The following is an 11,695-nucleotide window of genomic DNA, read 5'->3' on the forward strand; positions in this document are numbered from 1 at the left end:
CCAATGCTTGGTGATAGATACCCCGCGCGTCACTGGCCCGGAGTGTTCTTGACCCAGGGATTGCCGCGCTCGTGTGTCATGTGGAACGCGAAGCCATCGACCTTCCAGCCATCCGCAAAACGCGTCAGGTGATGCTCATAGGTGCCCCAGACCTCCCAAAGCGGGTCGCCATTGCCTTCCATCCGGTTCCAAGCATAGCCGTTCGACAGGACAGTCGCCGTGTCCGCCTTGAGAGCGACCTGGTGATTGGTGCGCAGATGCAGGCTTGTCTTGCTGCCCTTGAGGTTGGCCGCCCAAGCGCCAACCAGATCGTCGGAAGCGATGTTGGCCGCCGGCTGTCCGGAGAGACTGCTGAAGTCGGCGGTGATCCGATCCGCAAAATAGCCGCGTGCAAGTTTCCAGTCCTGGGCGTCAACGGCCCGGTCGATGGCATCGGCAATGCGAATGACCGCGCGTTCGTCTGCAAGGGCCCGCCAGTCTGATGGCTCCGCCCCACCGGCATCCATCGGCGCCAACGCCATGCCTGCCGTGAAAGTTACGTGCTTTAACGTGTTCATGTCTCGTCTCCTCAGTGCCATCAGCCGATCGCCGATGAGTTGGCGACAATGTGGACCACCGCCTTGGCATCGATAAGGTTGCATTGTTCGCAAAGACCATGCGATATCATTCATGAATGGATCGCGATCTGCTCAGCCATCTTCCGGTCGTGGTCGCCGTTGCCCGGCGTGGCGGCTTCGCGCTTGCCGCCGCCGAACTCGGCATGAGCCCTTCGGCGGTCAGCCATGCGGTGCGCATTGTCGAAGAGCGGATCGGCCAGCCCTTGTTCGCCCGCACGACGCGCAGCGTTTCGCTCACCGAGGCCGGCAAGGCGCTGGTGGAAACGGCGGCTCCGGCCCTCCAGGATATTGCCGAGCGGATGGACCGCATCCGCAGCGTCAAAGGCAGGCCGTCTGGCCTGCTCAGGATCAACGCCTCCAACATAGCGATACCATTGGCGGTGACGCCGGTGGTCGCGGCGATGGCCGAGCGCTATCCGGAGGTTACGGTCGAGGTCTTCGCTGACCAGGGTCTGGTTGATATCGTCGGCGAAGGCTTCGATGCCGGCGTCCGGCTTGGCGAGATGATCGCTCAGGACATGGTTGCGGTCCGGCTGACGCCGCCATTCTCCGTCGTCATCGTCGCCTCGCCCGCCTATATCGGAAGGCACGGCCGTCCCGGCGGCGTTGCCGACCTGGCGAACCACAATTGTATCGGCTACCGGCTCGTCCGCTCCGGTGCGCTCTATCGCTGGGATTTGATCGAGGATGGCAAGGACATCGCCATGGAGACGCGGGGCAGCGTTGTCGTGACGGATTCGCTCGCAGCAATCGATCTTGCGCTTGCAGGCGTCGGGCTTGCCTATGTGTTCGAGCCGCTGGCGCGCGCCGATCTTGCCGCGGGCCGCCTCGTCCAGGTGCTGCCGCAGACGGCGATCGAGGAACCGGGGCTATTCCTCTATTTCCCTCGCCGGGCGGCGATGGCGCCGAAGCTCAGGGCCTTTATCGACACCGCACAAGAAATCGGCCGGGCCTCCTTGCGGACACCCGGCCGAGTTGCCTGAGTTCGTGAGCCCTGGAAAGGGCTATTTCTTGACCGCTGCAGCGACTTCCGCGGCGAAATCGGTCTCTTCCTTCTCGATGCCCTCGCCCAGCGCAAAGCGCAGGTAGGCGGTGATCTTGGCCGGCGCACCAATCTCCTTCTCGGCATCCTTCAGCGCCTTCTCGACAGTGATGTCGGGATTGAGCACGAAGGCCTGCTTCAGGAGCACGACTTCCTCGTAGAACTTGCGCAGACGGCCCTCGACCATCTTCTCGATGATCGCTTCCGGCTTGCCGGACTGGCGCGCCTGGTCGGAGAAGATCGCCTTCTCGCGTTCGACCGCGGCCGGATCGATCTGCTCTGCCGTCAGCGCCAGAGGGTTGGTGGCGGCAACATGCATCGCCACCTGGCGGCCAAAGGCGTTGGCGGCATGCTCATTGCCCGTGGTCTCGATCGCGACCAGCACGCCGAGTTTGCCAAGGCCGTCGGCAACCGCGTTGTGAACGTAGGTAGCGACAGCGCCGTGCGGAACGGTGAGCTTGGCCGAGCGGCGGAAGCCCATGTTTTCGCCGATGGTGCCGACAGCGTCCTTGATGGTGTCGGCAACCGACTTGTCGGACCCCGGATACTTTGCGGCGGCCACAGCCTCCGTCGTGCCATAGGCCAGCGCAACCTTGGCAACGTTGGCGACGATTTCCTGAAACGCGGCGTTGCGGGCCACGAAGTCGGTCTCGGAATTGACTTCCACGACGGCAGCTTCGCGCACGCCATTGTCGACGCCGATCAGACCTTCAGCCGCGGTGCGGCCAGCCTTCTTGTCGGCCTTGGAGATACCCTTCTTGCGCAGCCAGTCGACGGCCTCTTCCATGTTGCCGTTGGTCTCGGTCAACGCGGCCTTGCAATCCATCATGCCCGCGCCGGTCAAGTCGCGGAGTTCTTTGACCTGTGCAGCCGAAATGCTCATTGTCGCCTCTTTGTTTTAAATGCACCGACGCACCATCGGTATTCGATGGTGCGTCTGTTTAGCGTGCCAGAATATGAGAAAGATGAAGGCCGCAACCGGCCTTCGATTATCAAGCTTCGGGAGCTTCCGACGCCGGGGCCGGAGCCGGGTCGAGCGCGGGTTCGACCGGAGCTTCGACCGAAGCGCCGATGTCGACGCCGAGCGCGCCCTGCTGGCGGGCGATGCCGTCGATCGCAGCCTTGGCGATCAGGTCGCAATAGAGCTGGATGGCACGGGCCGCGTCGTCATTGCCGGGGATCGGGAAGTCGATCTTGTCCGGATCGCAGTTCGAATCGATGATGGCGACGACCGGGATGCCGAGGCGCTTGGCCTCGAGGATGGCGATCGCTTCCTTGTTGGTGTCGATCACGAACATCAGGTCGGGCGTCGAGCCCATGTCCTTGATGCCGCCCAGCGCCTTGTCGAGCTTCTCGCGCTCGCGGTCGAGGTTGAGGCGTTCCTTCTTGGTCAACCCTTGCGCTTCGCCGGCCAGCATCTCGTCGAGCTTGCGCAGGCGCTGGATCGAGTTCGAGATCGTCTTCCAGTTGGTCAGCATGCCGCCGAGCCAACGCGAGTTGACATAATACTGAGCCGAACGCTGTGCCGCATCGGCGACGATGTCGGAGGCCTGGCGCTTGGTGCCGACGAACAGCACGCGGCCACCTTTGGCAACGGTGTCGGAAACCTGCTTCAGCGCCTGGTGCAGCAAAGGCACCGTCTGCGACAGGTCGATGATGTGGATGTTGTTGCGGGCGCCATAGATGTAGGGCGCCATCTTCGGGTTCCAGCGGTGGGTCTGGTGGCCAAAGTGAATGCCAGCTTCCAAAAGCTGGCGCATGCTGAAATCAGGCAGTGCCATTCAAAGTTCCTTTCCGGTTAGCCTCCACGGACACAGGCATTTTTGGACTTTGTCCTCGAACGCCACCGGAGGTTTCAGCCGGATTTCTCCCGGGCAGACACCAAAGTCCGTGTGTGGAATGAGCGCGCATATAGAGGGGATGCGCGATAAACGCAAGCGCCGCAGGATCCGTGGTGTTGCGTGCGACGATCCGCGCCCTGCTGTCAGCGCTTGACCTTGCCGTTCGGCACCCGCACCCGCCGGAAGACCGCGACGATCTCCTCGCGGCTGCATTCGATAGCGCCGAGCCGCACCGCACGATCACGCTCGAAGCCCGTTATGTCATAATGCGGCGCCGAAGTCTTGGGCGGTCCCTGGTACGATGAACGCTTGACGCCGAGCCGGGCGGCAAAGCGATGCAACTCGTCGGTGTCGTCGGCCAACAGATGGCACCAGCGATGGCCGGCCCAGTTCCAGATCGCTGCGTCGACATAGACTGCCATGAGGCTTGCCGTATTCCTTCATCTTGCGCCGACAGGCACTCGTCTAGCGATGATAGAAGGGATTCGGATAGAAAATGAAGCCGCCGCCGGCCTCGACTTCAGCCACGGTGCTGGTCATTGTGTCCTGCATGCGACGATGCAACTCGGCAACCGCATCGTCGATCGAGCCGGCATACTCATGCAGGCCCAGCGCCTCCGGCGCCCGGATATGGGCGCAACGCGGTCCGGCCGGCTGCGGAATGAACCGGTTGATCGTGTCACGCAGTCCGCCCCGGCAATAGTCGTTGCGGACCCGCTTCAGATGTTCGGCGATCTCTTCCAGGCTGATGCGCGGGTTGGCCGCGGCCCAGGGCCCGACGCGTTGCAGCCTCTGAATCGTGTCGGCGAGCGCGCGGACCTGCTTTCGGCCTTCCGCATCGCCACTGTTTTCGCGCTGCCAACGACGCGCCCGCCGCAGAAGTTCGGTTGCGTCGGTGACATCAGTGTCGGGCGAGATGCTTTCGCCGAGTCGGCGGCCGAGTTCAGCAACCAATGCCTGCTGACGCTCGGTATAGGTTGCGCCTTCGTCGGATGGCATGCCCGATGCTGCTTCATCGCGGGCCAGCAGCGTCGAATAGACATGGTGGATGCGCTGCGGCAGCGTGTCGGTCGCAAGGCGTTCTATTTTCAGGCTTTTCTCGACATAGGCGCATTCCTTCGCCAGCGCCGCTTCGACATTCCCGGTGAAGGCCAGCTTCCAGACGACTGGCGCGATCCAGACCTTGAAATCCGGATCCGTGGCCCGGCCGCGCTTGAGGGCCTCGAGCCCCATCTCGACGGCACCCGGCAGCAAAGGCGCAACGACATTGGCATGCCAGCCGACGCCGCCTTCGGGATGCAGCAGCACGCCATGGCCTTTCAAGGCCCAGGCGATCGAGTGTTCCTTGGCTGCCCCGCTGTTGCCCGGAATCTGGGCGATCAGATTGTTGGCCAGCCAGAACTTCTGCATCAGCCGGCCAAGGCCGTTGACGACACCATTGGTTGCCCATGAGGCCGTGAGCGGGCTGACCTGCGACACAATCTCCTTGTCGATCATCCAGTCGGTGAAGAACTCGGGATGATTGGGCGTGATGAAGGTCGCCTTCCCTGCCCCGCAACTGGCCTTCAGCCGCTCAAGATCGGCGTCGGGAAAGTCGATATGGCGGACATTGGCGACGCCGCGAAGACCGGCCAGGCGATTGAACGGCAACAGATCCCGAAATCCGGGAATGCCGCGCAGCATGACGATCCGGTTGACGGATGTCATGGCCCTGATCAGTGCCGGGTTGGGCCGCGGCGCGACGAATGTATCGATCCTGCTCAAGCTGATCCCCCTCGCGCCTGGACGCTGGGAGAGGTTGAGAGACGATTGCGGCACGTTCAAGTCGATCGCAACGACCACGCCGTGTCGTGGTAAATCAACTGCCTAGACCGGCACTATTTGGCGGGGCAGGGTTTCGTCTGGTCGAACAGCGACAGGTTGACCAGCTTGCCGGTCATCGAGAAGTCGCCATAGTCCATGACGAGATCGCGGGTGATGCCGTTCTCATGCAGCTTGAAGCTGATACGGTATTCCGGCACCTCTTCGCCCGTCTTGTTGGTGTCGTCGAAATAGGCGATGTCGACCGGCCAGTATTTGTCCGTGGCGAGCTTTGCCAGTGCCGAAGCTTCCGGGTCGGCCTTGTCGGCATCGGTTTTCTTGCCGACCACGACAGTGGTGGTCATCACCTTGTTGGCGTCTTCGGAACCGTCGAACAGGTTCGTTTCGTAAAAATTCTCGCCTTTTTCGGCCTTGCCGATCAGCTCGACCAGGTGCTGGGTCGGAAATTGGGTTGTCGCCAGCTCGACGCTGTTCTTTTCAGGCTTGTCGATGTCGACCTTCAGGCCCTTGGTCTCTTTCGTGGCGATGCCCTTGACCTCCTTGTCGAGATTCTGGTCGACGAAGGATTTTGTCACGAACGAAAAAGTCTTGCCTTCGGCGTCCTCGAAAGTGGTCGTCTGCTGGTCGGTCAACCTGGTGTTGTCGGCGGTGACGATCTGGGTGACGAAGCGGAATTTCACCGTATAGCCTTCGCAGGCCGAGCCATTGAACTCATAGACCATGCGGCCGGATATGCCCGTGATGCCGGACTGATCGGAAGCCTTTTTCAGGGTAAGATCGTAGACGGCGCGGTGGGCTTGCAGCGCCGGCGCGGCAAAGGCAGGGCCTATCGAGAGGGCTCCCGACAACAGGACGGCATGGAATGCGAGGCGCGTTGCGCGCATGAGGTACTCCGATCGTCGCGACTGATGGCAGGCCGCAGGGAAAGATGGTCCAGCTTAAAAAAAGTCGTGGCGGAAGCGAGGCAAAAATAGCAATTTCGGCCCGGCCGGCGCGGCGTCACCAAGCAATAGGGAAATACCATGAGTGAAACAATCGAAAAGCGGCTAAGTGATCTGGGTGTGACGCTTCCCGTCGCCGCCGCGCCCGCCGCCAACTACGTGCCCTATTGCCGGACCGGCAATCTGCTGTTCACCGCCGGGCAATTGCCGCTCAAGGACGGCAAGCTGCAGGCGAGCGGGCTGTTAGGTCGCGATCTGGATACGGCAGGCGGCAAGGACGCGGCAAAATACTGCGCGATCAACATCCTGGCGCAGGCCAAGGCAGCACTCGGCGACCTCGAGAAGATTAGCCGTCTGGTGAAGATCACCGTTTTCGTCGCCTCGGCACCTGAGTTCGTCGAGCAGCATCTGGTTGCCAACGGCGCCTCCGATTTCCTGGTGGCGGCCCTTGGCGAACGTGGCAAGCATGCGCGCTCCGCCGTCGGCACCGCCTGCCTGCCGCTTAATGCCGCAGTGGAAATCGAAGCCGTCTTCGAAATCGAATGAGCCAGGGGATAGATATGACCGACCTATCCTGGCTGACCGCCCGGCCCGTCGCCCATCGCGGCTTCCACGACATGAACAAGACGCGCTGGGAAAACACGCTGTCGGCCTTCGCCGCGGCCGCCGAGCGCGGCTATGCCATCGAATGCGACGTGCACCTGTCGTCCGACCGTGTTCCCGTCATCATCCATGACGGCGATCTCAAGCGCCTGACCGGCCAGGATGGTTTCGTCTGGCAGCGTACCGCAGCTGAACTCGCGGCGCTCAGGGTCGGTGGCACGGCGGACCATGTGCCGACGCTGCAGGAAGCGCTCGACCTGGTGAACGGCCGCGTGCCATTGGTGGTCGAGTTGAAAGGCACGCCCGGCTATGACGAAGGCCTGGTGGCAAGCGTCGGCAAGATGCTCAAGCGCTACAAGGGCAAAGCGGCGATCATGTCGTTCGACCACTGGCTGGTCCGCGATTTTCCGAAGGACGCGCCGGGTATCCCAGGGGGGCTCACCGCCTACGGCAAGGACGTCGGGTTGATCGAGGCGCATTTCGCCATGCTGGCGCATGAGATCGCCTTCACCTCCTACGCCGCCGGCGACCTGCCGAACCCATTTGTCAGCTTCGTGCGTGAAAGGCTGAAAATGCCTGTTATCACCTGGACGGTGCATGACCAGCCGGCGGTCGACCTGACCTTCAGATATGCCGACCAGATGACGTTCGAGGGGTTCGAGCCCGATCTGGTCAAAGTCGCATGAGTGTCTGAAACGTGACTTGTACCAGGCCGGACGGAGCTTAAATAAGCCTCATGGATCAGGGCGACGAGGGCGACGGACAAACGGCCAATGCGGACTATTCGATCCGCGTCGCCGCCGGCATCGGCGCCTTCACCTGTGATGAATGGAACGGCTTTGCCGGAACTGCGCGCGGAGATTCAGAAACCAGTTACAATCCTTTGGTTTCCTTCGCTTTTCTAAGTGCGCTCGAAGATTCTGGATGCGCCGTGCGGCGTACCGGCTGGCAGGGCCATCACCTCAGGCTGGAGGACGGGCAAGGCAGATTGCTGGGCGCGGTGCCCTGTTATCTCAAATCGCACAGCCAGGGCGAATATGTGTTCGATCATGGCTGGTCGGATGCCTTCGAGCGCGCCGGCGGCCGTTACTACCCCAAACTGCAAAGTGCCGTGCCGTTCTCCCCGGTCACCGGCCCTCGCCTGCTGGTCAGTAAAGGCGAGGACAGCGCCAAAGTAAAGGCCGGTCTCGTGGCGGGCCTGAAGGCGGTGACGCAAAAACTCGGCGTCTCTTCCGCGCATATCACCTTCGCGCAAGAGAGCGATGTGGAGGTGCTGGAAGCGGCAGGCTTCCTGCACCGCACCGACCAGCAATTCCATTTCTTCAACGAAGGCTTTTCGACCTATGACGACTTCCTCGCCACCCTTGCCTCGCGCAAGCGAAAGGCGATGAAGAAGGAAAGGCGTGAAGCGCTTGCCCCAGGCATTTCGATCGACCGGCTGACCGGCAAGGACCTCACGGAGAAGGCCTGGGACGATTTCTTCGCCTTCTACATGGACACCGGCAGCCGCAAATGGGGTCGGCCCTATCTCAACCGTCAATTCTTCTCGCTGATCGGCGAACGCATGGCCGACGACATCCTGCTGGTGATGGCGAGGCGCAACGGGCGATACATTGCCGGGGCCATCAATTTCATCGGCTCCGACGCACTCTATGGCCGCAACTGGGGCTGTATCGAGGACCATCCCTTCCTGCATTTCGAGGTCTGCTATCACCAGGCGATCGACTTCGCCATCGAGCGCAAGCTGAAGGTGGTGGAGGCGGGCGCGCAGGGCGAGCACAAGCTGGCGCGCGGCTACCGGCCGGTGACCATGCATTCCGCGCACTACATTGCACACCCAGGCCTGCGCAATGCCGTCGCCGATTATCTCAGGCGTGAACGCCACGAGGTGGAGCGGATGAGCGAATATCTCGAGGGGCACACCCCGTTCCGCAAGGATCTGGAGGAGTAGCAACAGGGCTGCCTGACGAGCAGGGCTGACTTCGCCCGATCGTCTTGTCGATTTTCCACCGTTTCGCTACACGAAAGGCACAATCCGGAGCGTTCACCATGACTGAGGCCGCCTACGATACCGACAACATCTTCGCCAAGATCCTGCGCGGCGAAATTCCTTCGCACCGCGTCTACGAGGACGCAGCGGTCATCGCCTTCATGGATGTGATGCCGCAGGGGCCGGGCCATACGCTGGTGTTGCCGAAGGCGCCATCGCGCAACCTGCTCGACGCCGACCCGTCAATTTTCGGCCATCTCTTGAACGTCGTTCAGAAAGTGGCGCTGGCGGTGAAAAAGGCCTTTGGCGCCGACGGCGTCACCATCATGCAGTTCAATGAGCCGGCATCGGGGCAAACCGTCTATCATCTGCATGTACATGTCATTCCGCGCTTCGACGGCATCCCGCTGAAGTCGCACACGGGAGGAATGGAGAAGCCGGAGGTGCTGACCGAAAATGCCGAAAAGATCCGGACTGCGCTCAAAAATTGAGAGCGAGAGGTCAGCCGATGTGGCGGACCGGGTAGCGCCGTTTAGCCGAGAAGACGATTCTAGTGCCCGGCCGTGCCGGCGCCGGGACTCAACCGTTTGCAACTCTAATCGTCTGATTAGGAAATATTGAACCGTCTCACGGTAAAACAGTAACGGCGTGGCGAGCTGTGGGGCTTCAAAACCATGGAAGATTCGGTTGCGGCATCGGCCCCGCTGACGGGGGCAATTTTCGGACGTGCTTTTCTTGGTATCTTGGCGGATGCCTTTTGGCGACACCGGCTGCTGCACGCTATGGCTGCCGCTGCGCTGCTTCTGGCAAGCGCAGTCGGGTGGCACACTGGAAACATGCCGGATTTCGGCGTTCTGGAGGAATACGCCGAGTATCTTTTCATCGCCTTCTGGATTTGCGGCTCAGCCCTTGCACTTGGGACGCTTTTCCACCTTGCGCTGGTCCAGCGGGATACCGAACCGCTGCACACCTTCCTCAAGTCACTGGGTAGATTCTTTGGCGATGCCGAACGCATTGCCAACAGCCTGAATGGCCTGGGTGCAGGTCTTGCCTTCATATCCGCGATCGGTGTGTTGAAGGGAGCCATTGCAATCCTCTCTCCGTTTGCATGGGACAAAGCATTGGCTCACGCCGATCGCATCCTGCATTTCGGTCGAGCCCCGCACGAATGGTTGTGGTTTGTCGTCCAGTCGCCGCTTGCGTTGAAGATCATCAACATCGCGTACAATTTCTGGTTCGTCGTGCTCATCACCACGGTTTTCACCGTGTGCATCACACGCAAGGATACGAAGCTGCGTCACCAGTTCCTGATGAGCTTCATGACGATGTGGACGCTGGGTGGCTTCTTCCTCGCGATGGGCCTGTCGTCGGCTGGCCCTTGCTTTTACGAGCGATTGGGGTTCGGCAACGACTTTCACCCCCTCATGCAAGCACTTGCCGTTGCCGATCGCGTCTATCCGATCTGGGCGCTCAGCACGCAGGATATGCTGTGGAGTGGCTATACCGGCGCAACTACCGGCAGCGTCGGTATATCCGCCTTCCCATCCCTGCACGTTGCGATGGCGGTGCTGTTCGCCCTCTACGCAACACGGCGGTCTCGGCTGGCCGGTCTTGTGATGTGGTTATTCGCCGGCGTCATTATGGTCGGTTCCGTCGTACTTGGCTGGCACTATGCCGTGGATGGCTATGCGGGTGCATTCCTGATGATCGCGATCTGGAAGGCGTGCGGATATTTGGTGACACGTTTCGCGTCGGACCGCATGGCCGCTGAAATCGAGAGCTCCACCATGCAATCGCCGGCCGTATGCGGGCTGTAAATTCGCCGATCTGGACGAACCCGCCTGCGGCGGCCATGCCGGTCAAAACGGCTCAAGGGCCGCGCTGGATGGGTTGAATAGTTTCTGAAACGCTGTTGGATACGGTGCTAAGCTGCTCTGCGATCGTATCCGCGCATTGCCCAGGGCTGAGGAGCGAGGTGTCGACTTCCAGATCGTACACGCCTGGGCGGTGGACTTCTTCTTGCCACAGACGCACGGGCAGCGGGACGGGATCATCGGGCGAGCCGGTTACATATCCCTTGTCTGCCGCGCTGGCCGCACGCCTTTCCATGATGATTTCCAGCGGGCAGCGAACACCGACAAACAGCACCGGCAGACCTACAAGCCGGCGCGCGCAATCGGCCACAATGTGAAGTGGTCTCGAATAGGCATCGTGATGGCCGACATCCGCAACGACATTCAGCTCCAACCGGCTATGAGCGGCTATCGATTCGTAGAGCGCGGCGTATAATCCGGGCACGAGGGCCTCAAGGTCCGGACGCTCGCCGCCAGGCCGCAATCCTATCCCAGGCCGATAGCGTGCCGGCGTGGCCTGCTCGTAGACGTCGACACCGAGATTGAGCCAGACGCCATCGAAGCTCTCCTGAACAGCTCTGGCGATGCTTGATTTTCCCGATCTCGGTGCACCGTTCAGAATGATGACCTGCCCGGCCATGCGTCCTCCCGCTCCAATGAAAAAAGCCCCGTTTTGAACTGACCCCCGAAAGTTGGACACAACCTTCGGGGGTTTTGCATGTCCAAATACAGCGAGAGTTTCAAGCGCTCGGTTGTCGATAGCTATTTAGGCGGGGATGAGAGCTGCGCGAGTGCGGCGTCGATGCATGGCGTTGATGCGGCCACTGTTCGCAAGTGGGTTGCGTTGTACCAGGCGCATGGCGATGCCGGGCTATCTGGTAAGTACGGTCGTTACGACGCGGCGTTCAGGCTGTCGGTGCTTGAGCGAATGTGGGAGGAAGGTCTGTCGTATCGGCAGACGGCTGCATTGTTCAATATCCGCAATGC

At 61.2% G+C, this 11,695-nt stretch carries 14 protein-coding genes; 7 read left to right on the plus strand and 7 right to left on the minus strand.

Going from position 1 to position 11,695, the window contains the following annotated elements:
* Nucleotides 1-29 precede the first annotated feature (29 nt).
* Nucleotides 30-557 (minus strand): nuclear transport factor 2 family protein, encoded by a 528-nt coding sequence (locus tag NKJ11_RS20280; protein WP_128303617.1) that lies wholly within the window; start codon nt 555-557, stop codon nt 30-32.
* 116 nt (nt 558-673) lie between these two features.
* Between NKJ11_RS20280 and NKJ11_RS20285 the strand changes: the two genes are divergently transcribed.
* On the plus strand, nt 674-1,600 hold the full coding sequence (locus NKJ11_RS20285) for a LysR family transcriptional regulator (protein ID WP_127295546.1): 927 nt from the start codon (nt 674-676) through the stop codon (nt 1,598-1,600).
* Nucleotides 1,601-1,621: 21 nt separating this feature from the next.
* Here NKJ11_RS20285 and tsf read toward each other — a convergent pair whose 3' ends face one another.
* From tsf to NKJ11_RS20310, 5 genes are all read right to left on the minus strand, one after another.
* Entirely contained in the window at nt 1,622-2,542 is a 921-nt protein-coding gene (tsf, locus tag NKJ11_RS20290; protein ID WP_023812936.1) for a translation elongation factor Ts, read from the minus strand.
* Nucleotides 2,543-2,651: 109 nt separating this feature from the next.
* Complete coding sequence (gene rpsB / locus NKJ11_RS20295; RefSeq protein WP_023812937.1) at nt 2,652-3,440, minus strand: 30S ribosomal protein S2; 789 nt, start codon at nt 3,438-3,440, stop codon at nt 2,652-2,654.
* A gap of 203 nt (nt 3,441-3,643) precedes the next feature.
* A complete protein-coding gene (locus NKJ11_RS20300) occupies nt 3,644-3,922 on the minus strand; it encodes a DUF4031 domain-containing protein (protein ID WP_023812938.1) in 279 nt (92 codons plus the stop codon).
* 43 nt (nt 3,923-3,965) lie between these two features.
* Nucleotides 3,966-5,264, minus strand: a complete 1,299-nt coding sequence (locus tag NKJ11_RS20305) for a lysophospholipid acyltransferase family protein (protein ID WP_023812939.1) — start codon at nt 5,262-5,264, stop codon at nt 3,966-3,968.
* A 113-nt stretch (nt 5,265-5,377) separates the two neighbouring features.
* Nucleotides 5,378-6,205, minus strand: a complete 828-nt coding sequence (locus NKJ11_RS20310; RefSeq protein ID WP_023812940.1) for a cell envelope integrity EipB family protein — start codon at nt 6,203-6,205, stop codon at nt 5,378-5,380.
* Nucleotides 6,206-6,343: 138 nt separating this feature from the next.
* On the opposite strand from NKJ11_RS20310, the gene NKJ11_RS20315 reads away from it, so the two are divergent.
* From NKJ11_RS20315 to NKJ11_RS20335, 5 genes are all read left to right on the plus strand, one after another.
* A complete protein-coding gene (locus NKJ11_RS20315; RefSeq protein ID WP_023812941.1) occupies nt 6,344-6,808 on the plus strand; it encodes a RidA family protein in 465 nt (154 codons plus the stop codon).
* Between the two features lie 14 nt (nt 6,809-6,822).
* The gene (locus NKJ11_RS20320; protein ID WP_023812942.1) at nt 6,823-7,551 is read left to right on the plus strand and encodes a glycerophosphodiester phosphodiesterase; all 729 of its coding nucleotides are present in this window, start codon (nt 6,823-6,825) and stop codon (nt 7,549-7,551) included.
* Between the two features lie 50 nt (nt 7,552-7,601).
* A complete protein-coding gene (locus tag NKJ11_RS20325; protein WP_352794145.1) occupies nt 7,602-8,816 on the plus strand; it encodes a GNAT family N-acetyltransferase in 1,215 nt (404 codons plus the stop codon).
* Between the two features lie 98 nt (nt 8,817-8,914).
* Nucleotides 8,915-9,346: an HIT family protein gene (locus NKJ11_RS20330; protein WP_128303607.1), complete on the plus strand. Its 432-nt coding sequence runs from the start codon at nt 8,915-8,917 to the stop codon at nt 9,344-9,346.
* A gap of 183 nt (nt 9,347-9,529) precedes the next feature.
* Entirely contained in the window at nt 9,530-10,672 is a 1,143-nt protein-coding gene (locus NKJ11_RS20335) for a phosphatase PAP2 family protein (protein WP_352612296.1), read from the plus strand.
* Between the two features lie 52 nt (nt 10,673-10,724).
* On the opposite strand, the gene NKJ11_RS20340 is transcribed toward NKJ11_RS20335, so the two are convergent.
* On the minus strand, nt 10,725-11,348 hold the full coding sequence (locus NKJ11_RS20340; protein WP_352612300.1) for a chloramphenicol phosphotransferase CPT family protein: 624 nt from the start codon (nt 11,346-11,348) through the stop codon (nt 10,725-10,727).
* 78 nt (nt 11,349-11,426) lie between these two features.
* Between NKJ11_RS20340 and NKJ11_RS20345 the strand changes: the two genes are divergently transcribed.
* On the plus strand, nt 11,427-11,695 hold a 269-nt coding region (locus NKJ11_RS20345; protein WP_352794147.1), incomplete at its 3' end, for a helix-turn-helix domain-containing protein.

The organism is Mesorhizobium sp. M0243 (assembly GCF_040321775.1).
Classification (GTDB): domain Bacteria; phylum Pseudomonadota; class Alphaproteobacteria; order Rhizobiales; family Rhizobiaceae; genus Mesorhizobium.